The organism is Pseudomonas sp. EA_5y_Pfl2_R50 (assembly GCF_963970475.1).
GTDB lineage: Bacteria > Pseudomonadota > Gammaproteobacteria > Pseudomonadales > Pseudomonadaceae > Aquipseudomonas.
Window position 1 is genome coordinate 305,544 of sequence record NZ_CAXAPT010000005.1, and the last position, 22,070, is coordinate 327,613.

General features: G+C 61.1%; 20 protein-coding genes. 8 read left to right on the plus strand and 12 right to left on the minus strand.

What is annotated here, in order from left to right; genetic code table 11:
- Nucleotides 1-125: 125 nt before the first annotated feature.
- The 3 genes from AACY19_RS11215 to AACY19_RS11225 are packed head-to-tail and all read left to right on the plus strand — an operon-like array spanning nt 126 to nt 1,865.
- Nucleotides 126-812, plus strand: a complete 687-nt coding sequence (locus AACY19_RS11215) for a CsgG/HfaB family protein (RefSeq protein WP_445262304.1) — start codon at nt 126-128, stop codon at nt 810-812.
- Between the two features lie 28 nt (nt 813-840).
- Nucleotides 841-1,209: a DUF4810 domain-containing protein gene (locus AACY19_RS11220; protein ID WP_339450298.1), complete on the plus strand. Its 369-nt coding sequence runs from the start codon at nt 841-843 to the stop codon at nt 1,207-1,209.
- Complete coding sequence (locus tag AACY19_RS11225) at nt 1,206-1,865, plus strand: DUF799 domain-containing protein (RefSeq protein ID WP_339450299.1); 660 nt, start codon at nt 1,206-1,208, stop codon at nt 1,863-1,865. Before AACY19_RS11220 ends, AACY19_RS11225 begins: the two co-directional genes overlap by 4 nt.
- A gap of 126 nt (nt 1,866-1,991) precedes the next feature.
- Here the strand turns inward: AACY19_RS11225 and AACY19_RS11230 are convergent, their stop codons facing one another.
- The 7 genes from AACY19_RS11230 to AACY19_RS11260 form a co-directional block, all read right to left on the minus strand.
- A complete protein-coding gene (locus AACY19_RS11230; RefSeq protein ID WP_339450300.1) occupies nt 1,992-2,654 on the minus strand; it encodes a flavin reductase family protein in 663 nt (220 codons plus the stop codon).
- A gap of 11 nt (nt 2,655-2,665) precedes the next feature.
- A complete protein-coding gene (locus AACY19_RS11235) occupies nt 2,666-4,153 on the minus strand; it encodes an amidohydrolase family protein (protein WP_339450301.1) in 1,488 nt (495 codons plus the stop codon).
- On the minus strand, nt 4,150-5,346 hold the full coding sequence (locus tag AACY19_RS11240; RefSeq protein WP_339450302.1) for an amidohydrolase family protein: 1,197 nt from the start codon (nt 5,344-5,346) through the stop codon (nt 4,150-4,152). The genes AACY19_RS11235 and AACY19_RS11240 overlap by 4 nt, the downstream gene beginning before the upstream one ends.
- A gap of 169 nt (nt 5,347-5,515) precedes the next feature.
- Nucleotides 5,516-6,568, minus strand: a complete 1,053-nt coding sequence (locus AACY19_RS11245) for an extracellular solute-binding protein (protein WP_339450303.1) — start codon at nt 6,566-6,568, stop codon at nt 5,516-5,518.
- An 18-nt stretch (nt 6,569-6,586) separates the two neighbouring features.
- Nucleotides 6,587-7,375 carry an ABC transporter permease gene (locus AACY19_RS11250; protein WP_008085891.1) on the minus strand — a complete coding sequence of 263 codons (789 nt, stop codon included), beginning with the start codon at nt 7,373-7,375 and terminating at the stop codon, nt 6,587-6,589.
- Nucleotides 7,372-8,289 carry an ABC transporter permease gene (locus AACY19_RS11255; protein ID WP_339450304.1) on the minus strand — a complete coding sequence of 306 codons (918 nt, stop codon included), beginning with the start codon at nt 8,287-8,289 and terminating at the stop codon, nt 7,372-7,374. The genes AACY19_RS11250 and AACY19_RS11255 overlap by 4 nt, the downstream gene beginning before the upstream one ends.
- A 1-nt stretch (nt 8,290) precedes the next feature.
- Nucleotides 8,291-9,376, minus strand: a complete 1,086-nt coding sequence (locus AACY19_RS11260; RefSeq protein WP_339450305.1) for an ABC transporter ATP-binding protein — start codon at nt 9,374-9,376, stop codon at nt 8,291-8,293.
- A 140-nt stretch (nt 9,377-9,516) separates the two neighbouring features.
- Here AACY19_RS11260 and AACY19_RS11265 point away from each other — a divergent pair, with 140 nt between their 5' ends.
- The 3 genes from AACY19_RS11265 to AACY19_RS11275 all read left to right on the plus strand — a co-directional run bounded on the left by AACY19_RS11265 (nt 9,517) and on the right by AACY19_RS11275 (nt 15,106).
- Nucleotides 9,517-10,206 (plus strand): GntR family transcriptional regulator, encoded by a 690-nt coding sequence (locus AACY19_RS11265; protein WP_016985306.1) that lies wholly within the window; start codon nt 9,517-9,519, stop codon nt 10,204-10,206.
- Nucleotides 10,207-10,339: 133 nt separating this feature from the next.
- Entirely contained in the window at nt 10,340-12,451 is a 2,112-nt protein-coding gene (locus AACY19_RS11270) for a hybrid sensor histidine kinase/response regulator (protein ID WP_339450306.1), read from the plus strand.
- 21 nt (nt 12,452-12,472) lie between these two features.
- Entirely contained in the window at nt 12,473-15,106 is a 2,634-nt protein-coding gene (locus tag AACY19_RS11275; protein ID WP_339450307.1) for an excinuclease ABC subunit UvrA, read from the plus strand.
- A gap of 33 nt (nt 15,107-15,139) precedes the next feature.
- Here the strand turns inward: AACY19_RS11275 and AACY19_RS11280 are convergent, their stop codons facing one another.
- Nucleotides 15,140-15,301, minus strand: a complete 162-nt coding sequence (locus tag AACY19_RS11280) for a hypothetical protein (RefSeq protein WP_339450395.1) — start codon at nt 15,299-15,301, stop codon at nt 15,140-15,142.
- Between the two features lie 92 nt (nt 15,302-15,393).
- Nucleotides 15,394-15,915 (minus strand): DUF4142 domain-containing protein, encoded by a 522-nt coding sequence (locus tag AACY19_RS11285; protein ID WP_339450308.1) that lies wholly within the window; start codon nt 15,913-15,915, stop codon nt 15,394-15,396.
- A 206-nt stretch (nt 15,916-16,121) separates the two neighbouring features.
- Here AACY19_RS11285 and AACY19_RS11290 point away from each other — a divergent pair, with 206 nt between their 5' ends.
- Nucleotides 16,122-16,364 (plus strand): YdcH family protein, encoded by a 243-nt coding sequence (locus AACY19_RS11290; RefSeq protein WP_339450309.1) that lies wholly within the window; start codon nt 16,122-16,124, stop codon nt 16,362-16,364.
- A gap of 270 nt (nt 16,365-16,634) precedes the next feature.
- On the opposite strand, the gene AACY19_RS11295 is transcribed toward AACY19_RS11290, so the two are convergent.
- The 3 genes from AACY19_RS11295 to AACY19_RS11305 all read right to left on the minus strand — a co-directional run bounded on the left by AACY19_RS11295 (nt 16,635) and on the right by AACY19_RS11305 (nt 19,828).
- Nucleotides 16,635-17,711 (minus strand): SMP-30/gluconolactonase/LRE family protein, encoded by a 1,077-nt coding sequence (locus AACY19_RS11295; protein ID WP_339450310.1) that lies wholly within the window; start codon nt 17,709-17,711, stop codon nt 16,635-16,637.
- Nucleotides 17,708-18,853 carry a sterol desaturase/SRPBCC family protein gene (locus AACY19_RS11300; RefSeq protein ID WP_339450311.1) on the minus strand — a complete coding sequence of 382 codons (1,146 nt, stop codon included), beginning with the start codon at nt 18,851-18,853 and terminating at the stop codon, nt 17,708-17,710. The genes AACY19_RS11295 and AACY19_RS11300 overlap by 4 nt, the downstream gene beginning before the upstream one ends.
- A gap of 111 nt (nt 18,854-18,964) precedes the next feature.
- On the minus strand, nt 18,965-19,828 hold the full coding sequence (locus AACY19_RS11305; RefSeq protein ID WP_339450312.1) for a LysR family transcriptional regulator: 864 nt from the start codon (nt 19,826-19,828) through the stop codon (nt 18,965-18,967).
- A 166-nt stretch (nt 19,829-19,994) separates the two neighbouring features.
- On the opposite strand from AACY19_RS11305, the gene AACY19_RS11310 reads away from it, so the two are divergent.
- A complete protein-coding gene (locus AACY19_RS11310; protein WP_339450313.1) occupies nt 19,995-21,983 on the plus strand; it encodes a peptidase U32 family protein in 1,989 nt (662 codons plus the stop codon).
- The last annotated feature ends 87 nt before the right edge of the window (nt 21,984-22,070 follow it).

Here is a 22,070-nt window from a genome sequence, read left to right on the forward strand (position 1 = left end):
CATTGGCGTCAAAAAAACCTGTCACCAATGATGGCACTTTGTCATAATGCCGGCCCTTTTCAGCCCCGTACCGCTTTGCGGTGCCGGTACACCCCCTGTTTTTCAAGAAGGAATGCTCAGTGAGAATGATCTCCCGGATGTTGGTCTCGGGCGTGGCGATTGCCGTGCTTGGCACCCTGGCTACCAACCTTGCCGGTTGCGCCACCGAAAGCTCGCGCGCGTTGCCGGTGGCCAAGGTTGAAAGCGCCACTCAAGTCTGGACCGGCGTTCGCGTGCCAATGGCAGTGGGCAAGTTCGACAACCGCTCCAGCTACATGCGCGGGATCTTCTCCGACGGCGTCGACCGTCTCGGCGGCCAGGCCAAAACCATTCTCATCACCCACTTGCAGCAGACCAACCGCTTCAGCGTGCTGGATCGCGACAACATGGGTGAAATCCAGCAGGAAGCGGCCATCAAAGGCCAGGCCCAGCGTCTGAAAGGTGCTGATTACGTGGTCACCGGTGACGTCACCGAGTTCGGCCGCAAAGAGACCGGCGATCACCAGTTGTTCGGCATTCTTGGCCGTGGCAAGACCCAGGTCGCCTACGCCAAGGTCAACCTGAACATCGTCAACATCAGCACCTCCGAGGTGGTCTATTCGACCCAGGGCGCCGGCGAGTACGCCTTGTCCAACCGCGAAATCATCGGCTTCGGCGGCACCGCTGCCTACGACTCCACCCTCAACGGCAAAGTACTGGATCTGGCCATGCGCGAGGCGATCAATCGCCTGGTGGAAGGCATGAACGCCGGCGCCTGGAAACCGGGCAACTGATCGACACCCATTGCAAGGAGCAACAACCATGAACCTGACTTTGTCGCGCTCGTTAATGGCGCTGACGCTGGCGACCAGCGCTTTGCTGGCCGGTTGCAGCAGCCCGCAAACCCTGTACCAGTGGGAAGGCTACGAGCCCCAGGTCTACGAATACTTCAAAGGCGAGGAGCCGAAGGAAGCCCAGGCCGAAGCGCTGGAACGTGACCTGCAGAAAATCCGCTCCACCGGCAAGGCCGTACCGCCGGGTTACCACGCGCACTTGGGTCTGCTCTATCTGAGCATGGGCAAGGACGATCAGATGGTGCAGCAGTTCAACACCGAGAAAAACCTGTTCCCCGAGTCCGGCAGGTACATGGATTTTCTGCTTGAAAACGCCAAGGGCGGAGAGAGCAAATGATCTCGCGTACTTTGAAACTGCTGGCTGCCGGCCTGGCGTTGGCCGTGCTCGGTGGCTGTGTCGCCCCCAAGACCGTGGATTACTCGGCATACAAACAGGCACGCCCCAAGACCATTCTGGTGCTGCCGCCGCTGAACACCTCGCCGGACGTCAAGGCGTCGTACAGCCTGCTGTCGCAAGTGACCTTCCCGCTGGCCGAGGCCGGTTATTACGTGCTGCCGATTGCCCTGGTGGACGAAACCTTCCGCCAGAACGGCCTGACCACCCCGGATGACATCCATCAGGCTGCGCCGAACAAGCTCAGGGACATCTTCGGTGCAGACGCGGCGCTGTACATCACCGTGAGCGAATACGGCACGCGTTACATGGTGATCAGCAGTGAAACAGCGGTGACCGCGACGGCGAAACTGGTTGACCTGAAAACCGGCACCACCCTGTGGACCGGCGCGGCCCGCGCGTCGAGCGAAGAGGGTGGCAACAACGGTGGCGGCGGTTTGATCGGCATGCTGATCACGGCGGCGGTCAAGCAGATCATCAACAGTTCCACTGATGCCGGTCATCCGATTGCCGGTGTGGCGAGCAATCGTCTGCTCTCGGCCGGGCATCCGGCGGGCTTGCTGTATGGCCCGCGCTCGCCGAAATACGGCACGGACTGAGTCATCAGGTACAACTGAAAACCATTGTGGGAGCGGGCTTGCTCGCGAATGCGGTGTGTCATTCAAAGATTATTTGTCTGATACACCGCTTTCGCGAGCAAGCCCGCTCCCACATTGAGAAGGGGGTTATTTGGCGGCTGGCCAAAACCGCTCGCCACCCCCCGGTGCTTCCGTCCACGCTTGCAACGAGCGGGTCGGCAGGTCGAAGTAGTCGCGGGTGCGTGCATAGCCGTGGCCGCCCATGCGTCCGATGGCGTCCAGCGCCAACTGATCGATGTACAGCGTCTTCGGATCGATCAGTTCATCGCGCACATGTGCCATCAACACCTCGCCAAAAATGATCTCCCGTGACTGGCCGATATTCAGCGCCATCATCCGTCGGCATTCCAGCGCCACCGGCGCCTCACCGATGCGCGGGCATTTCACCGTGGTACCGGCAATCGCCGTCAGGCCGGCAGCGGTCAATTCATCGAAGCCCGGCGCGAAGGGCACGGCGCAGACGTTCATCGCTTCCACCAGCGCATCGCTGACGATGTTCACGGTGAATTCCTGGTTCAGCTGGATATTGCGCGTGGTGTCCTTCGGGGTCTGGTCGCCGTAGTTTTCCACGCCAAGGGCGAGAATCGGTGGATCGGCCGACAACGCATTGAAGAAGCTGAACGGCGCGGCGTTGACCCGGCCTTCGCCATCGATGGTGGTGACCAGAGCGATGGGCCGTGGCACCACGCTGCCGATGAGGATCTTGTACTTTTCCCGTGGGCTGAGCTGGCTGAAATCAAAGCTGTGCATGGCAGAAGTCTCTAAAGAAGGGGATCAATCGCGCTCAACGGCGCGTCGGCGCTGTAGTCATCGGCGAACGGAATGGCTGGCTGGAACAACGTTTTCCAGTCCGGTCGGCCCAACGCCCGGTCGCTGTGGCTGCGCATGAGTTTTTCGTATTGGCGTTGCGCCTGACGTTGCAGGGCGGGGTAGTCGACGCCGCTGACCTGACCGTCGTGCATCACGCAACGCCCGTCGATGTAACTGGCGATGCAGTCGTCGCCACGTCCGGCCAGCAGCAGGTTTTTCAAAGGATCGAACAGCGGCCCCAAATGCAGTCCGCGCAGGCTGAACACGGTGATGTCGGCTTTGGCGCCGGGGGCCAGGCGTCCGAGGTCATCGCGTCCCAGCGCCTTGGCACCCCCCAGAGTGGCGGCGTTGTACAGATCGAGGCTGCTGGTCAGCGCGGAACCGCCTTCCATCAGCCGTGCGATGTTCAGGCCGTGACGCATGTTCTCCAGCAGATCCGCCGGCCAAGTGTCGGTGCCGAGGGCGAAGTTGATACCCATGGCGCGATACCGCCCCAATGAATTCAGCGCCTCGCCATCGCGGGCGAACACCACCGGGCAATGCACCAGACTGGCTTCGCCGTCGACCAGACGCTGCAAATCGTCAGCGCCCGAGGTGTAAATGCCGTGGGGCAACACGCTGCGCGGCGTGAGCAGGTCCAGTTGCTCCAGCCAATTGAGCGGCGACACCCCGTGCAGGCGCTGAACCATCCGGTATTCGCCCGGCGACTGGCAGCAATGCAGGCGCAGCGGCGCTTGCAGCTCACGGTTGAGATCGGCCGTGCGCCGCAACAACGTCGGGGTGCAGGTCTGGATGCGATCAGGCAGCAATGCGCCGCGAATCAACCCATGGTGGGCACCGTCGAAATCCTTGAAAAACCGTTCGGCTGCCGCCAGCCCGGCCAGCCCCCGATGTTCATCCCAGTGATGAGCGAGGCTGCCGTCCGCGCGCCAGTAAGCCATGCCGCTCATGTAGCAAGGGCCGAGGTAAGTGCGCAGTCCGAGTTCGCCGGCAACAGCCGCGACGGCCGCGAATTCGTCGTAGGTTTCCGCCCATTGGCGGTAGTACATCGAGGTGATCGGCATCGCCGTGGTGATGCCGTTGCGGATCAACTGGGTGAAGGCGTAGCGGTATTTGAAAACCTCTTCGTCGACGCTGTACGTCTCACGCGGGCCGTTTGCCAGGTATTCTGATGACCACATGCGACCCATGGCGCGCTCGTCGCCGTTGTCCAGCGTCAGCACGGTGGAATCGAGATCGCCCAGGGCGTCGAGATCGATGAACCCGGGGCCGATCAACGCGTTGCCGTGGTCGATCCATTGATCCACCGGGCCGGCATAACCACGGCCGACAAACTCGATGCGCGCCCCGGCGAACACCACTTCGCCGTCACGCCACAGCACATGTCGAGTGCCGTCGAAGCCGACCACGCAACTGGCGCGCAGACCGATGCGTTTCACAGACGGCTGCTCAGCAAGCGGCCACCTTCGGCGATCAACTCACCGCCGCGATAGACCTGACGCAATGGCCGCGCCACCACGGCTTCACCAAGTGTCTCGACCGGCATGAGCAAAAAGTCTGCACGGTGCCCGAGTGCAAATCCGTAATCCTCGATACCCAACGCCCGCGCGCCATTCACCGTTGCTGCATCAAACGCCGCCGCCAGCTCATCGTCCTTGCTCAAATCAAACCGGAACGCCAGCAACATCGCCCGTTCGAGCATGTCGCCATTGCCCATCGGTGACCACGCATCGCGAATGCCGTCGGAACCCAGGCAGACATTCACGCCAGCCGCACGCAGGGTCAGGAACGGTGGCACGGCAGTGTCGGCGGGCGCCGAACTCATCAGCGAAATGCCCAGTGCCGCCAAACGCTCGGCGACCGGGTTGACCTGGCGCCACGGCAACATGCCCAGGCAGTAGGCGTGGCTGATCATCACCCGGTTTTGCAGGCCGAAACGTTCGGTGTAGTCAGCGATCAGCGCGATCTGCCACAGGCCCAACTCACCTTTGTCATGCAGGTGAATGTCCACGCCACGGCCAAATTCAGCCGCCAGTTTGAAGACGAAATCCAGTTGCGCGATGGGGTCGTTGTCGATGCCGCACGGGTCGAGGCCGCCGACGTTCTCCACGCCCAGCGCCATCGCTTCGCGCATCAGTTCGGCGGTGCCGGGGCGGCTGATCAACCCGGTTTGCGGGAACACCACCAGTTGCAGGTCGATGAGGTCTTTGTAGCGTTCGCGCAGTTGCTGCATGGCTTGGACGTGGCGCAGGCCGAATTCCGGGTCGATGTCGACGTGACAACGCATCGTCAGCGAGCCACGGGCGATGCAGTTTTCCAACAGGGCGCCGGCGCGTTCGGCGATGGGCGCTTTCACTTCCCGGAGGATGCGGCGTTCGTTGCTGATGTAATCCTTGAGCGTCGGGCCGGCGCTGTTCGGGCGCCAGGGTTGGCCGTAGAGGGTTTTGTCGAGATGGACATGGCTTTCGACCAAGGCGCTGGTGAGCAGTTGGTGTTGGCCGTCGATGTCAGTAGCAGTCACGGGCGCGTTGGACGCCGGGCGGCGCTGGGCAAACCGGCCGTTTTCGATCAGCAGGTCTTCGGCGGGGGCACCGTAGGGGCGCACGTTGCGGAGCCAGTGTGGCTGGGGCATACAAACCTCATTCAGGTCTTCGAATTATGTGTTGGCCGGGCGGGCCTCTTCGCGAGCAAGCCCGCTCCCACATGGGCTCAGTGTTGTGCTCAAAGTTGGTGGGCAACCAAAATCCCCTGTGGGAGCGGGCTTGCTCGCGAAGGCCGCGCCTCGGTTTCAGATCAAGCAATCAGCCCTTGAGCTTCGACCAGATGCGGTCCTGCAGCTCCCGCGCCTTGTTGCTGCATTCCTTTTCAGGGCGCAAACGCGAGGCGTATTCCTCAGGCATGTTGATCGCGTCCATCACCTTCCATTTCGGATCAAGCAATGAATCGCTCTGAATCCCGTTGGCGTAGGCAATGGCGTTGGACACGGCTGCCGCGTTCTCCGGCTTCATCATCCAGTCGATAAAGATCTTCGCGTTGCCCGGGTGCGGTGCGCTTTTCGGCACGGCGAAGTTGTCCTGGAACATCGCCAGGCCTTCACGCGGATAGACGTACTTGATCGTGCTCTTCTGCAACGTCGCCCGCGCGGTCGAGCCGTTCCAGTTCTGCATCATGATCACCTCGCCCGAGGCCATGCGATCCACAGTGTTGTCCGAGCTGTACATCTTCAAAAACGGCTTCTGTTTTTGCAGCAGTTCGAGGATGCGTTTGGCGTCCTGCGGGTTTTCGCTGCATTCGTCGATGTTCAGATAATGGCTGGCGGCGTTGATCACGCTGCTCGACGTATCGAGGGCGGCGAGCTGGCCTTGCAGTTCCTTGCGCGGTTCGAAGAACTCTTTCCACGAGTCATCCAGTTTGCCGCCGGGCACCCGTGCGCTGTCGTAGGAAAACCCGGTGGTGCCCCACAGATAGGGCGCCGAGAACTTGCGCCCCGGATCGAAGCCCGGATCGCGGAACGGCCCTTTGACGTACTGGAAGTTGCTCAGGCTTGGCGCGTCGATTTCCATCAGCAGGTCCTGCTTGATCAGCGTCTGCATGATCGACTGCGACGGCACGATCACGTCATAGGCGGCGCCGCCGGCCTGCAATTTGGCGAGCAGGGTTTCGTTGCTGTCGTAGCCGTCCATGGTCACCTTGATGCCGGTTTCCCTTTCGAATTTGGTCAACAGGTCGACCGGGTAGTAGTCGGTCCAGTTGTAGAAAAACAGCTCTTTGGGTTCGGCGGCGTGAGCGCCGAACGCGGCGAAACAACTCAGGGCCAGACCGGACATTGCCAGACGCATGCTTTTGTTTTTCATGAACAGAGCGCTCCAGATTTATTGTTGTTTACCGCGTTGGCCCAGCCAGAAGGCCAGCACCACAAGGACGATGGAAATCACCAGCATCAACGTCGAGATCGCATTGATCTCCGGCGTCACGCCAGCCTTGATTGCCGAGAAGATGTACACCGGCAACGTCGTCGAACCGGGCCCGGCGACGAAGAAGGTCATGATGAAATCGTCGAGACTGACCACGAACGCCAGCACCGCACCGGACAGCACCGCCGGCCACAGCAACGGCAACGTCACGCGGCGGAAGACTTGCCACGGATTGGCATACAGATCGTTGGCCGCTTCCAGCAGGCTTTTGTCGAGATCGTTGAGTCGCGCACGAATCGGCAGATAAGCGAAGGGAATGCAGAAGCCGATGTGCGCAACGATCACCGTCAGCAAACCGAGCTTGATGCCCAGTGCCATGAACAGCAGCAAGGTCGCCACAGCGGTGACGATCTCTGGCAGGATCAGCGGCAGGTTGATGCCGCCCTCGACCATTTTCTGCCCGTAAAACGGCCGGTAAGTCGCCAGCGCCGCGAGCAGGGCAATCGCCGTGGCACAGACTGTAGCGATGGTCGCGACGATGATCGAATTCAGCGCCGCCGTCTGAATCGACGGGTTGGCCAGAATCCGCCCGTACCAGGCAAACGAAAACTCGGTCCACACCGTCGCCGAGCGGTTGGCGTTGAAGCTGTAGGCGATCAACACGAAGATCGGCAGGTACAGATAAGCGAGGATCAGCAGGCTGATTTCGCGGGTCGCCGGAAGTTTTTTCAGGTGCAGGGAAATCATGCTTTCGCCCCCCGATTGATGGTCTTCGCCGCATGGCGGCTGTACAGCGCATAGAGCACCAGCGACACCAGCAGAATCGCCAGCAACAGGAACGACAGCGAACTGCCCAGCGGCCAGTTACGTGCCGTGCCGAACTGCTGCTGGATCAGGTTGCCGATCATCAAGGTTTTGCCGCCGCCGAGAATCGCCGGGGTGATGAAAGCGCCAAGGCTGGGGACGAACACCAGCAACGCACCGGCAATCACCCCGGGCATCGACAGCGGCAGGATGATCCGGCGCAAGGCGTGCCAGCGATTGGCGCCGAGGTCGTAAGCGGCTTCGACCAGACGCCAGTCGAGTTTTTCCAGGGTCGAGTAGATCGGCAGGATCATGAATGGCAGGAAGCTGTAGACCAGACCGACGCTCACCGCGAAGTCGTTGTAGAGCAGGGTGATGCCACCGGCACCCGGCAACAGCGCATTGAGGCTCTGTGCGACCCATCCGTGCTCGCGGAGGATGATCAGCCACGCGTAGTTGCGGATCAGCAGGTTGGTCCAGAACGGAATGGTGATGAGCAACACCATCAGGTTGCGTCGGCGCGGAGTCAGGCTCGACATCCACAATGCCACCGGAAAGCCGAAGAGGAAGCACAGCACGGTGGTGCCGCCGGCCTGCAGCACCGAGCGCAACAATGCCTGGGCGTAGACCCAGTTCAGTTCCAGCTCACCGTCGAAGCCTTCCTGGAAAAACAACTGGACATAGCTGTGTAATTGCCATTGCGCTTGCCAGTCAACGCCGCCGTAAGTGTTGCGCGGCAACAGGCTGATGTAACCCATGATCCCCAGCGGAATGGCGATCAGGGCGAGCAGGGTCAACACCACCGGGCTGAGCAACAGCGCACGGTTGAGGGCAGGGGAAGTGCTGCTGACGCTCATCTCAGGCCTCCATCAACAGGCAGGCATGCGGTGGCAGGTGCACGGCGACGCGCTCGCCAACGGCGCGACCAGGATTCAGGCCTTCGTTGTTTTCGCGCAGCATGACTTTGATGTCATTGTTCAGGCGGCACTGGTACAGCGTCGCGGTGCCGACGTAGAGCACCGCTTCGATGATCCCGCGCAGATGATGCGGCTCGCTGGGATCGACCAGTTGCGAACGCTCCGGGCGAAACGCCAGTTGCACGCTGCTGCCGTCGAAGCCCTGGGGCTGACAGGCAATCTCGACCGGCATGCCGTTGGGCACGAAGAGTTTTTCATTGTGTTCGCCGTGCTTGAGCTGGCCCGGGAGGAAGTTGATGTCGCCGATAAATTGCGCGACGAAGCGATGTTTCGGGTGTTCATAGATGTCGGTCGGCGTGCCGATCTGCAGAATCTTGCCGGCCGACATCACCGCGATACGGTCCGACAGGGTCAGCGCTTCTTCCTGATCGTGGGTGACGAAGATGAAGGTGATGCCGGCTTCTTTCTGTACGCGCTTGAGTTCGACCTGCATTTCCTTGCGCAGCTTCAGATCGAGCGCCGACAGCGGTTCATCCAGCAAGAGCACTTTGGGTTTCGGCGCCAAGGCCCGTGCCAGAGCCACGCGCTGCTGTTGACCGCCGGACAGTTCAGCCGGTTTGCGCCCGGCCAGATGCTCCATTTGCACCAGCGCGAGCATTTCGTTGACCCGTTCTGGAATCAACTTGCGATCAAGACCCTGCATCTCGAGGCCGAAGGCGATATTCTGCGCAACACTCATGTGCGGAAACAGCGCGTAACTCTGGAACACCGTGTTGACCCGGCGCTTGAACGGCGGCAAATCATTGACCGGCTCGCCAGCCAGGCGAATCTCGCCTTCACTGACGTGTTCGAAACCGGCGATGGTGCGCAGCAGGGTGGTCTTGCCGCAGCCCGAGGGGCCGAGCAGGGTGAAGAATTCGTTGTCGGCGATGTTCACCGAGACATTATCGAGGGCCGGCGCGAGGCCAGGATCATCGGAGTATCGTTTGGAGACGTTGCGCACTTCAATTGCTATTGGTTGACCCATAATGGTGTAATCCTCTATTTATTGTATGCAATATATGAATGCAATTTAGAAATACCCGGATTAATCTGCGTGTGCAACCCCCTTTTTTCCATGGCAGCGAATCGCCAGAGGCGGTTGCCCGACGCTAAAGGAGTGTCTGAATGACCGAGAAGAAACTGGAGACCACGGTCGACCGCGTCTACCAAGGGGTTTACGAGGCGATCAGCAAGCGCTCGTTGCGTCCTGGAATGAAGTTGGGCGAGGCTTCGCTGGCCGAATTGTTCAATGTCAGCCGCACGTCGGTTCGTGCCGCGCTCAAGCAATTGGAAGCCGACGGACTGGTCACCACCGAGCCCAATAAAGGTGCATCGGTGTCGCTGCCGAGCAACGAAGAGATCCGTTCGCTGTTCGAAACCCGCCGGCTGATCGAGATCGGCATCGTCACCGAACTGTGCCGGCGCAAGGACACGGCAGCGATGCAGGATTTGCGCGAGCACCTGCTGCTGGAAGATGAGGCCCACGCCGCCGGTGACCACGAACGGCTGATTCACCTGCTCGGCGAGTTCCACATCAAGCTGGCGCGCAGCCTGAACAACCCGGTGCTGCTCGACTGGTTCCAGAAACTGATCTCGCGTGCCTCGTTGTACGCCGCTGCGCTGGACGACGACAGCCATGAAGTGTGCCGCGACGATGAACACCTGCGCCTGATCGAGTACATCGAGGCGGGCAATCAGAGCGCCGCCATCGAGCTGACTTGCATGCATTTGAACGGCATCGAAAAGGCCATTCTCGACGTCGCCGCGAAGATGAAGACTGGCTACCATCCGCTCAAGCACCTGATCGGGGTCTAGTCCCCGGAAGGCATGAAATCGGCTATACCTCTAATGAAACCAATGCGCTTGCAGACGCTCGAAAAAGACGGGCGCCGCGTCATTATGGCGTCGCGATTTATCGGGCAATCACCACAGGGCACTGAGTCAGTCGATGCAGTTTTTATCCGATAGCCATGGTTGTGACGGCTGGAAAGGCGAAATGGCCGCGCGCATCATTGCGTTCGACTGGAGCCGCACCGAACTAGGTCCGCTGAACAGCTGGCCGGCCAGCCTGTGCAGCGCGGTGCAGTTGATGCTGGCTTCGCCGCTGCCGATGGTCATGCTCTGGGGGCACGCCGGGTACATGATCTACAACGATGCCTATTCGACATTTGCCGGTGGTCGCCATCCGTATCTGCTCGGTTCGCCAGTGGAGCTGGGTTGGCCGGAAGTCGCCGAATTCAATCGCCATGTGGTTGATACCTGTCTGGCGGGTGGCACCTTGTCGTACCGCAATAAGGAACTGGTGCTGCTGCGCGATGGCGTTCCCGAAGACGTCTGGATGGATCTGTATTACAGCCCGATCGCCAACGATGCCGGCGTACCCGCCGGGGTGATGGCGATGGTGGTGGAAACCACTGAATTCGTGCACTCCGAACGCCGGCGTCAGGCGGCGGAACAGGCCTACCGCGCCGACAATGAGCGGGTCCGTCTGGCGCTGAATGCCGGGGCTTTGCTCGGCTCGTTTGTCTGGGATGTGAAAAACAACACGCTGTCGGCCGATGAGCGTTTCGCTCGCACGTTCTCGTATCCGCCGGATCAGGATCTGAGCAATCTGCCCCAAAACATTGTCGAGTCGCGCATCCATCCCGATGATCACCCGTGGGTACAGGAAAGCGTGGCTCATTCCGTGCAGACCGGCGAGCCGTACAACGCCGAGTATCGCGTCCAGCGCAGTGACGGCAGTTATCTGTGGGTGTTGGCCAGTGGTGGGTGTGAGTTCGACGAACACGGCAAGCCGCTGCGCTTTCCCGGGGTACTGATCGATATTCATGAACGCAAGACTGCTGAAGAATCCCTGCTCAAATTTACCCGCAACCTCGAACAGCGCGTGGCCGAAGAAGTCGAGGCGCGGCTGACGGCTGAAGAACAGTTGCGACAGTCGCAAAAACTCGAAGCCATTGGTGGTCTGACCGGCGGCGTCGCGCACGACTTCAATAACCTGCTGCAAGTGATCGCCGGCAATCTGCATTTGCTCGCCCGTCATGAGCCGGACAATGCCAACGTGCAGCGCCGCGTCAGCGCCTCGCTGGCGGCCGTCGAGCGCGGCGCCAAGCTGTCCTCGCAATTGCTCGCGTTTGCCCGACGCCAACCGTTGTCGCCGGCGGTGTGCAATCCACGGCAGATCTTCGAGGGGGTCGGCGAGTTGTTGCAGCGTGCGCTGGGCGAGACCATTCAGATCAACGTGCAACTGCCACAATCACCGTGGCACTTGAACGTGGACCGCAATCAACTGGAAAACGCGATCCTCAATCTCGCCATCAATGCACGCGATGCGATGAAGGGCGAGGGCACCATCGGCCTGAGCGCCGCCAATGTGCGCCTCAGTCGTGAGTTTTGCGCCGGTAAAGATATCGCTCCCGGCGATTTCGTGCGGGTGGCGGTTACCGATTCCGGTGTCGGCATCTCGCCAGACACGCTGGAGCAGGTGTTCGAACCGTTCTTCACCACCAAAGCCGACGGTCAAGGCACCGGATTGGGCTTGAGCATGGTTTTCGGCTTCGTCAAGCAGAGTGGCGGGCACGTCGAGATTGACAGTGTGGTCGGTGAGGGCACACGGGTGCAGCTGTACTTCCCGCGCAGTCTGCGGCCGATTCTTGATGAGTCGCCCAATCTGCAACGGCAACAGAGCGGCGGGCACGAGACGCTGCTGGTGGTCGAGGACAACGAAGCCGTGCGCGCCTCGGCTGTCGAGTTGCTCCGCGAAGAAGGTTATCGGGTGCTGACCGCCGGCAATGGCGATGTGGCCATGCAAATGCTGCTGGAAGGCATCGACGTCGACCTGATCTTCACCGATGTGGTCATGCCGGGGCTGATCAAAAGCGCTGATCTGGCGGCATGGGCCAAGGTGCAGACGCCGCCGGTGCCGGTGCTGTTCACCTCCGGCCATACCCGCGACATCATCTCGCGCAATCACCAACTGAGTCCTGAAACTCACTTGCTCGGCAAACCTTACAGCCCCGAAGCGTTGTTGCAGATGCTGCGCGTGGTGCTGAGTGCCTGAGCCCTCAAGCAAGGCCCGTCAATGACATCCAAGCGAAACCCGAAAGCGCCGGCCGGCATGGTCCGGGTGCGTGGCGCCCGTGAACACAACCTGAAGAACGTCGATGTCGACATCCCTCGCGATGCGTTGGTGGTGTTCACCGGGGTGTCCGGTTCGGGCAAGTCGTCGCTGGCATTTTCCACGTTATATGCCGAAGCCCAGCGGCGCTATTTCGAATCCGTGGCGCCTTACGCGCGGCGGCTGATCGATCAGGTCGGCGTGCCGGATGTCGACTCCATTGAAGGCCTGCCGCCCGCGGTGGCCCTGCAACAGCAGCGTGGCACGCCGAGTACGCGTTCGTCGGTGGGTAGCGTGACGACGTTGTCGAGCCTGATCCGCATGCTCTATTCCCGTGCCGGCAGCTATCCGCCGGGGCAGCCGATGCTGTACGCCGAGGATTTTTCGCCGAACACGCCTCAGGGCGCCTGCCCGGATTGCCACGGTCTGGGGCGGGTGTATGAAGTCACCGAAGCCTTGATGGTGCCCGACCCGAACCTGACCATTCGCCAGCGCGCCGTGGCGTCTTGGCCGCTGGCCTGGCAAGGGCAGAACCTGCGCGACATCCTCGTGACCCTGGGCATTGACGTCGACATCCCGTGGAAGAAACTGCCGAAAAAAACCCGCGACTGGATTCTCTTTACCGAAGAAACCCCGACCGTGCCGGTGTACGCCGGGCTGACCCCGGAAGAAACCCGTGTCGCCCTCAAACGCAAGATGGAGCCCAGTTACCAGGGCACGTTCACTGGCGCGCGGCGCTACATCCTGCACACCTTCACCCATTCGCAAAGTGCGCTGATGAAAAAGCGCGTCTCGCAGTTCATGCTCGGCAGCCCTTGTCCGCTGTGTGAGGGCAAACGCCTGAAGCGCGAGGCGTTGTCGGTGACCTTCGCCGGCTACGACATCGGCGAGCTGGCGCAGATGCCCTTGCTGCAAGTCGCCGAAGTGCTCAGGCCGGTGGCAGCAGCCAGTTACCTTGAACACGCCGAGGAAACCGGCGACACCCTCAGCCATGCGCAAACCCGCGAAGCCCGCGAGCAACGGGTGGCCCACGGCGCCAGTGGCCACGCCAGCGCGCCGGACGTGCGGCATACGCCGAACATGTCGCTGGAAAAACGTCTGGCCGCGCAACGAATTGCCGAGGATCTGCTGGAGCGCGTCAGTACGCTGACCGATCTGGGCCTTGGTTATCTGGCACTGGAACGCAGCACGCCGACCCTGTCGTCCGGCGAGTTGCAGCGTTTGCGGCTGGCTACGCAGTTGGGCTCGCAACTGTTCGGGGTGATCTACGTGCTGGACGAGCCGTCCGCCGGGTTGCATCCGGCCGATGGCGAGGCGTTGTTCGAAGCCTTGCAGCGCTTGAAGGCGGATGGCAACACGTTGTTTGTCGTCGAGCATGACGTGGAGACCATGCGCCGTGCCGACTGGTTGATCGACGTTGGCCCGGCGGCGGGCGAGAAGGGCGGCCAGGTGTTGTACAGCGGCCCGCCGGCGGGGTTGGCCGCCATTGACGCATCACAAACCCGTGCCTATCTGTTTGCTGAAAACCGGCGTTCAACCCGTGCGGCGCGTAAACCGACGGCGTGGCTGAAACTCGACGGCATCACCCGCAATAACCTCAACAACCTCAGCGCTGAATTCCCTTTGGGCTGCTTTACCTCGGTGACGGGCGTGTCAGGCTCGGGCAAGTCGAGTCTGGTCAGTCAGGCGTTGCTGGAACTGGTGAGTGCGCAATTGGGCCGTGCGCCGGTGGAGAGCGAGCCGGAAGAACTCAGCCTCGAAGATGACGCGCCACAAATCAGCACCGGGCAGGTCACTTCAGGGCTGGAATCGATCAAGCGCCTGGTGCAAGTCGATCAGAAACCCATCGGTCGCACGCCGCGCTCCAATCTGGCGACCTACACCGGGCTGTTCGATAACGTGCGCAAACTGTTCGCCGCCACGCCTGAGGCGCGGGAGGCGGGGTACGACGCCGGGCAGTTTTCCTTCAACGTTGCCAAAGGGCGTTGCGCAACCTGCGAGGGCGAGGGCTTCGTCAGCGTCGAGTTGCTGTTCATGCCCAGCGTGTATGCGCCATGCCCGACCTGTCATGGCGCGCGGTACAACCCGCAGACCCTGGCGATTCGCTGGGAGGATTTGAGCATTGCCCAGGTGCTGCAACTGACCGTCGATGAAGCCGTAACGGTGTTTGCCGAGCAAGCAGGGATTCGCCGTTCGCTGGAAGTGTTGCGCGATATTGGCCTCGGCTATCTGCGCTTGGGGCAGCCGGCTACGGAGTTGTCCGGTGGCGAAGCGCAGCGGATCAAACTGGCCACCGAGCTGCAACGCAACCAGCGCGGCGCGACCTTGTATGTGCTGGACGAACCCACCACCGGGCTGCATCCACGGGACGTTGACCGGCTGCTGGAGCAACTGGATACGCTGGTGGCGGCCGGACACACGGTGATCGTCGTCGAGCACGAAATGCGCGTGGTGGCGCAGAGTGACTGGGTGATCGACATTGGCCCGGGGGCAGGGGATCAGGGCGGCAGGATTGTCGTGGCCGGCACGCCGCAAAAAGTCGCCGCGAGCAAAAAGAGCAAGACCGCGCCGTTTTTGGCGCGGGCCTTGAACCCATAATTGCGGTGCCGGGCGACGCTGCGGATGTGCGCGTCACCGCCCGATTGACGGGCAAACCATAAATCGTCGACAGCCCTGCACCTTGTCCAGACGTTGATCGGCGACACGTTTCTGGCTCAGTTCAAGGCTGGTGATGATGCCGGTCAGCAGGTTGTTGAAGTCGTGCGCGATGCAGCCGTCAATCCATTCGCTCAACAGTTGTGATTGCTGTTTTTTTGCTTGATGCAGACAGACAAAAAGGGCCGTCCCCCCATGGGGACGGCCCTTTTTGTGGGTGCGCAGTACTACTATTTGCTGGGGTGTTTGGCTTGCAGTTCTTTGGCGGCGGCCAGATGTTTTTCCAGCGCGGGCAGCATTTTCTGGGCGAAGGCTTTCAGCTCAGGTGCGCCTTCGACCTTGTCGTCGGTGACGGTGTTGGCTTGTTTCTTGAACAGCTCGATGGTCTCTTCGTGGGCCTTGACCTGATTGTTGGCGTAGGCGGCATCGAAGGATTCATCGCGCATGTCGAGGATTTTTTCCTTGGCCTGCTTGACCAGGGTGGTGGTGTCCGGCACTTCGATGTCATGGGCCTTGGCGATGCTCGCCAGTTCATCGTTGGCCTTGCCGTGGTCGGTGATCATCATGTTGGCAAACGCCTTGATGTCGGCAGAGGCGCTTTTTTCCAGGGCCAGACGGCTGGTTTCGATTTCGGCGATGCCACCGGCGGCGGCGTTATCGACGAAATCATTCTCGGTGGCGGCCAGGGCGCTGCCCATGCCCGAGCTCAAGGCCACTGCCAGAACCAAGTGACGCAGTTTGAATCCGTCCATTGATGTTTCTCCACTCAGGTTGTTGTTGGTGTTGTTCAATGGAGAGAACACGGCGCGCAAAGGTTTTATCGCATTTGCGACAGGGCGACGAACGGACACCGCTGGTCTGACAGGTGGTCGACAGAACCGTGCAAGCAAGGCCATTCTGATAACTGACCAACGCAATCAATCGCGTTGACCAGCCGATCAACTGACGGAGGTGTTCCATGCCGGCGACTCATGACCTGCTACAGGATTTGAAGCTTACCAAGGAAGAGATCCAGCAAAAACGCGCTGCGGACCCTCATCTGGATGCACTGATCACCAAGTATTCCCAGGCGGATGCAGACGTCGTCAACGCCGAGACCGCCACCTCGGATGCGCCCAGCGATGACACCCTGAAAAAACTCAAAGAGAAGCGCCTGCAGGTCAAAGACAAGATCGTCGAGCAATTGCAGGCGCGATCCTGAAGCCCGCTTGATTCGCCGACCTGTGGTTGCGGATTGACTGGAACGACAGCCTCGACCGGCACCTCCAATGTACAGAGTCTTCCATCATCGACTCTTTGCGAGGTGCCTTATGAACGATCCCGGATTTCCCAGTGAAGAGCAGGGCGCATTCGACCCGGTTCCGACCCACCCCGAACCCAACAGCCCGGCGCATACCACGGCCAATCCTGATGAGCCGGATGAGGGCTTGCTCGCGAAAGCGTCTATCCATTCAACCTAAATCCCACTGATTCACTTCAAGGCCGCTTCCAACGACATCCGCCCCATATGCGTCGCCTTCAGCGAGCCGAAATACAACCACGGTCCGTACTCGCGCACGGTGGTAATCGGCGAATAATTGCCACTGCTCGCATCCTGCAGACTGGCAATCACCTTGCCCTGCAGATCCAGCCCTAGCACAAACCCGCGCTTGTCCACCGGTGCTGGCAGCACGTGCAGTGCCCGGACAATCATCTTGCGCACGAATGGATACCCGGCGGTGCCATCGAGCAGGGCATTGCGCGGTGCATAAAGGGCTACCCAGAAGCGGTCTGTGCCGTTGAAGGCGAGGTTGTCCGGCAACCCTGGCAGGTTATCGATGAACAGGTCGTGGGTGCCGGCTTTCGGCCCGCTCAACCAGTAGCGGCTGATGCGGTAGGCGCCGGTTTCATTGACCAGCACATAAGCGTCATCCGGGCCCAGGGTCACGCCGTTGGCGAACTCCAGTTTGTCCAGCAGCACACTGGTTTTGCCGGTCTGGAAGTCATAACGCAGCAGGCGCCCGTCACCGCCGTGCTCGATGATCGCCTCGCCGTCATGGCCGTAGCCCCAGCGACTGGAGGCGTCGCTGAAATAGGCGTAGTGCCCGGACTTGTCGATGGCCACATCATCGGTAAAACCGAAATCCACACCATTGGCGGACGTGGTCAATGCAATCAACTGCCCCTGGGCATCCAGCGAGAGCAGGCCTTTGACCCCGTCGGCAATCACCAGCAACCCATTGGGATGTCGCGCGAGCCCCAGCGGGCGGCCACCGGTGTCGGCGAGCACTTTGCGTTGCGTGCCGTCGAGGCTGGTACGGATGACTCGCCCGTCGTGCAGGCCCGTGATCAGGAAGTCGCCCTCCAGCAACAGCGCCTCCGGCCCTTCGATGTCGCTCGGGCCGACCTGGGCCACGCCTTTGAGGCGCTGGTTTTCGGCGTACACGCCTTCCGTCAGCGAAGGCGCCTCCGCAGGCTTCCAGGCCACCGGTTCAATCCGGGTCGGCATGAGCAGCAGATAGGCAATGACGATGACGATCAACAACAGCAGAACCGAACGCAGCCTCACGCGCTGGCCCTCACTGACGCCAGGTATTGCGCGGCCATGTCTCGCAAAGCGAGCATGGAGGCGGCGGACTCGCGCTCGATGCGCCGCTTCAGCAACCACTGATTGGCGATGCGCATGCCCAGTCCTTCGAAACGATAATCCAGTGTGCGCACAAACCGTGTGCCACTGCCCTGCGCCGAGCATTCATAGGTCAACCGCAGGGACAGCCCGTGATCGCCTTGCGCCCGCGCGCACCAGCGCCGGCCCGGCAGGTATTCGGTGACCTCCCAGCTCAAGTGACCTTCGCGGCCACCGGCATGAATATCCTCTTCGAAGCGCGAGCCGGCGTGCAGCGGGCCCTGGGCGCCGACAATCTTCAGCGACGACGGATGCCACTCGGGCCAGCGACTGACGCTGGCGGCATAGGCAAGCACGGCAATCGGCTCACCGCTGATATCGATCTGGTGCTGCATACGGGTCATGGCGGCTCTCGAAGGGCTTGAAGGGGTGGCTTCCGGCTCCCAGTACAGGGTGCCGAACAGGTAGTCCATCAGTGGGAAAACGATATTGAAATTGCGCTCCTGCATGCGCTCGCGGCGGTGATGCAGTTCGTGCAGGCGGCGCATCTGGCGAATCCACGGCAGGCGCGTCAGCGGATTGTGCGGTGGCAGGTGTTCGCAGGCGTGAAACACCTCGTAGGCCAGATAACCGAGGACCATGCAGCCACCAAACAGGCCCGCGACGTTGGCGTTGACCTGCGCCAACAGCCACCACAGCGGCAGCGTGACCAGCAGGGTATGAATGACGATCAGCCACGCCGGAAACAGAATCACCCGCCAGTCGCGGGCGGTGTCGTAAGTCATGTGGCCGGGGGTGAAGAAGCTGTGATGGTCGCCCGCGTGCCGGGCGTAGAACATCTTGGCGAAGGTCTTTTTGTGATGGCCGAGATGGCGATGGACCATGTACACACCAAAGTTGAACCCCAACAGGGTCAGCGGCACGGTCAGCCATTGCAGCGCCGTGACGCTGTGCACCGTGCTCCAGAATGCACCGATGGCCAGAACACCGAACAGCAGCACGAACGCGCCGTGCAGCCAGGGGTTGTAGAAGGGATGAATGGCCGCGCGATAGCGGCTGCGGAATGCCTCGGTGGTCTGCCTCACTGCCTTCACCTGTCGGTATTGTCGTCATACCGGGCAGATTAGCCGATCCGGCCGTTTGTGCAGGCCGGACCTGCAAGGCACATGCGCCATGATCCGGTGTAAAGCGCAGGGCTAGCTCAACGGATTCCAGCGTTGCGACCAGTCGTCATCGGTCTTGATCACTTCGCGCAGCAGATCGAAGGCCTGTTGCAGGATCGCCGAGTCGCGATCCCGCGAGTACACCAGATAAGTCGGATAACCGAATTCCGGGGCTTTGGTTACCGCTTCCAGCGCGCCGTTTTCCAGATAGGTGCGTACCACGCGGGTGCGGAAGTAGCCGCTGCCGCCGTTTTCGAGGATGTATTGCAGGGCCAGCGGGCCGAGGTTGAAGCTCAGTGCGGCCTTGGCCTTTTCCGGCAGGGCGGCGTCGTGCTGGCGGCGAAAGTCCGGGCCCCAGTCGATATAGACATAGGGATCAGGACGATCCGGCGCGCGCACCAGAATCAGTTTTTCCTCCAGCACCTGCTCGACTTGCAGCCCCGGCCAGTATTCCGGCTGATAGACCAGCGCCGCGTCGAGCACGCCCAGTTCCAGTTGGCGCAGCAGGTTCTCGCCGTCGCGAATCTCCATGCGCAGGGCGTGACCGGGGATTTTCTCGCGCAGTTCGGCGGCCCAACTGAGCATCAGCGGATTGCACAGGCTGACTTCGCCGCCGATGTGCAACACGTTGTGATAACCCTCGGGCAGCGGCAGGTCGCGGCGCGCCGCTTCCCAGGTCTGCACCAATTGATTGGCGTAGACCACGAAGGCCTCACCGTTGGGCGTCAATTTCGCCCCGGCGCGGTTGCGCACGAACAACGTGCTGCCCAATTGGCTTTCGAGTTTCTGCACCCTGGCGGTGATCGCCGTTTGCGTGACGAACAGCTTTTGTGCCGCAGCGGCGAGGCTGCCGTGACGGACGATTTCGAGGAAGGTGCGGGCGAGGTCGATGTCCATGGGCGGGCCACTGCAAAAGGTGCGCGCATTGTAAGTGCAGCCTTGCGGGCGCGTCATTGTTCATCGTCTACCGCCTGCGGGTTGCCATCGGGCAGCAGAGGCGTGCCGGGCGCGCGTTTCGCGGGTAGAATGCGCGCCTAACCGTGACAGCCTGACTAAAAAAACTATGTCCTTGCCCAAGCATCATCTGGAACTGCTCAGCCCCGCCCGTGACGTTGCCATCGCTCGTGAAGCGATCCTGCACGGCGCCGACGCCGTGTACATTGGTGGCCCGAGCTTCGGCGCCCGCCACAATGCCTGCAACGAGGTGAGCGAGATTGCCGAGCTGGTGGAGTTTGCCCGCCGTTATCACGCGCGCATTTTCACCACCATCAACACGATCCTGCACGACAACGAACTGGAGCCGGCACGCAAGCTGATCCATCAGTTGTACGACGCCGGTGTCGATGCACTGATCGTTCAGGATCTGGGCGTGATGGAACTGGACATTCCGCCCATCGAACTGCATGCCTCGACCCAGACCGACATCCGCACCCTTGAGCGAGCCAGGTTCCTTGATCAGGCCGGTTTCTCGCAGCTGGTTCTGGCCCGTGAGCTGAACCTGCAGGAAATCCGCGCCATCGCCGACGAAACCGACGCCGCCATCGAGTTCTTCATCCATGGCGCGTTGTGCGTGGCGTTTTCCGGCCAGTGCAACATCTCTCACGCGCAAACCGGGCGCAGCGCCAACCGTGGCGACTGCTCCCAGGCTTGCCGCTTGCCGTACACCCTTAAAGATGAAAAGGGTGGCGTGATCGCCTATGAAAAACACCTGTTGTCGATGAAGGACAACAACCAGAGCGCCAACATCCGCGCGCTGGTCGAGGCCGGTGTGCGTTCGTTCAAGATCGAAGGTCGCTACAAGGACATGGGCTATGTGAAGAACATCACCGCCTACTATCGCCAGCGCCTCGACGACGTACTCGAAGACCGCCCGGACCTGGCCCGCGCTTCCAGCGGCCGAACTGCGCATTTCTTCCTGCCCGACCCGGAAAAAACCTTCCACCGTGGCAGCACCGACTACTTTGTCACTGACCGCAAGATCGACATCGGCGCGTTCGACTCGCCGACCTTCACCGGTCTGCCGGTGGGCGTGGTCGAAAAAGTCGGCAAGCGTGACATGCAGGTCGTGACCCACGAGCCGCTGTCCAACGGTGATGGCCTCAACGTGCTGGTGAAGCGCGAAGTGGTCGGTTTCCGCGCCAACATTGCCGAAGCCAAAGGCGAATTCGAGGAAGAGGGCGAGAAGCGCTATCGCTACCGCGTCGAACCGAACGAAATGCCCGAAGGCCTGTTCAAGCTGCGCCCGAATCATCCGTTGAATCGCAACCTTGATCACAACTGGCAACAGGCGCTGCAAAAGACCTCTTCCGAGCGTCGTGTAGCCCTCAGCTGGTTTGCTCGCTTGCGTGAAGATCAGCTGCAAGTGACGGCCACCAGTGAGGAAGGCATCAGTGCCAGCGTCACCCTGAGCGGCCCGTTCGGTGTGGCCAACAAGCCTGAGCAAGCGCTGGAACAGTTGCGCGACCTGCTCGGGCAGCTCGGCACCACGCAGTACCATGCCACCGACATCAAGCTGGATGCGCCACAGGCATTCTTCATCCCCAACTCGCAGCTCAAGGCCCTGCGCCGCGAAGTGATCGAAGCGCTGACCGCCGCCCGCGTCGCCGCGCATCCGCGTGGCAGCCGCAAAGCCGAAACCACGCCGCCGCCGGTGTACCCGGATTCGCACCTGACCTTCCTCGCCAACGTTTACAACCAGAAGGCGCGTGACTTCTACCATCGTCACGGCGTGAAGCTGATCGACGCGGCGTATGAAGCGCACGAAGAAGCGGGCGAAGTGCCGGTGATGATCACCAAGCACTGCCTGCGCTTCTCCTTCAACCTGTGCCCGAAACAGGCCAAGGGCGTGACTGGCGTGCGCACCAAAGTCGCGCCGATGCAGTTGATTCATGGCGACGAAGTGCTGACGCTGAAATTTGATTGCAAGCCGTGCGAGATGCACATCATCGGCAAGATGAAAGGCCATATCCTCAACCTGCCGCAACCGGGCAGCGTGGTCGGTCACATCAGCCCCGAAGACCTGCTCAAGACCATCCCGCGCGCGCCGCACTGAGTGGCCAGCAGGCATGACGCTTCGGCGTCATGCCTGTTTTTTTGACTGGATTCCCCGCGTTTCTGAACGATCTGCACCGGTTGCAAT

What these genes read in the sequence shown, in the direction of transcription:
- AACY19_RS11245 (WP_339450303.1), bottom strand. Translation starts at nt 6,568, where the DNA reads ATGAAAAACAAAAGCATGCGTCTGGCAATGTCCGGTCTGGCCCTGAGT.
- AACY19_RS11310 (WP_339450313.1), top strand. Translation starts at nt 19,995, where the DNA reads ATGTCCTTGCCCAAGCATCATCTGGAACTGCTCAGCCCCGCCCGTGAC.
- AACY19_RS11260 (WP_339450305.1), bottom strand. Translation starts at nt 9,376, where the DNA reads ATGGGTCAACCAATAGCAATTGAAGTGCGCAACGTCTCCAAACGATAC.
- AACY19_RS11250 (WP_008085891.1), bottom strand. Translation starts at nt 7,375, where the DNA reads ATGATTTCCCTGCACCTGAAAAAACTTCCGGCGACCCGCGAAATCAGC.
- AACY19_RS11220 (WP_339450298.1), top strand. Translation starts at nt 841, where the DNA reads ATGAACCTGACTTTGTCGCGCTCGTTAATGGCGCTGACGCTGGCGACC.
- AACY19_RS11290 (WP_339450309.1), top strand. Translation starts at nt 16,122, where the DNA reads ATGCCGGCGACTCATGACCTGCTACAGGATTTGAAGCTTACCAAGGAA.
- AACY19_RS11225 (WP_339450299.1), top strand. Translation starts at nt 1,206, where the DNA reads ATGATCTCGCGTACTTTGAAACTGCTGGCTGCCGGCCTGGCGTTGGCC.
- AACY19_RS11305 (WP_339450312.1), bottom strand. Translation starts at nt 19,828, where the DNA reads ATGGACATCGACCTCGCCCGCACCTTCCTCGAAATCGTCCGTCACGGC.
- AACY19_RS11265 (WP_016985306.1), top strand. Translation starts at nt 9,517, where the DNA reads ATGACCGAGAAGAAACTGGAGACCACGGTCGACCGCGTCTACCAAGGG.
- AACY19_RS11255 (WP_339450304.1), bottom strand. Translation starts at nt 8,289, where the DNA reads ATGAGCGTCAGCAGCACTTCCCCTGCCCTCAACCGTGCGCTGTTGCTC.
- AACY19_RS11270 (WP_339450306.1), top strand. Translation starts at nt 10,340, where the DNA reads ATGCAGTTTTTATCCGATAGCCATGGTTGTGACGGCTGGAAAGGCGAA.
- AACY19_RS11230 (WP_339450300.1), bottom strand. Translation starts at nt 2,654, where the DNA reads ATGCACAGCTTTGATTTCAGCCAGCTCAGCCCACGGGAAAAGTACAAG.
- AACY19_RS11215 (WP_445262304.1), top strand. Translation starts at nt 126, where the DNA reads ATGATCTCCCGGATGTTGGTCTCGGGCGTGGCGATTGCCGTGCTTGGC.
- AACY19_RS11275 (WP_339450307.1), top strand. Translation starts at nt 12,473, where the DNA reads ATGACATCCAAGCGAAACCCGAAAGCGCCGGCCGGCATGGTCCGGGTG.
- AACY19_RS11240 (WP_339450302.1), bottom strand. Translation starts at nt 5,346, where the DNA reads ATGCCCCAGCCACACTGGCTCCGCAACGTGCGCCCCTACGGTGCCCCC.
- AACY19_RS11285 (WP_339450308.1), bottom strand. Translation starts at nt 15,915, where the DNA reads ATGGACGGATTCAAACTGCGTCACTTGGTTCTGGCAGTGGCCTTGAGC.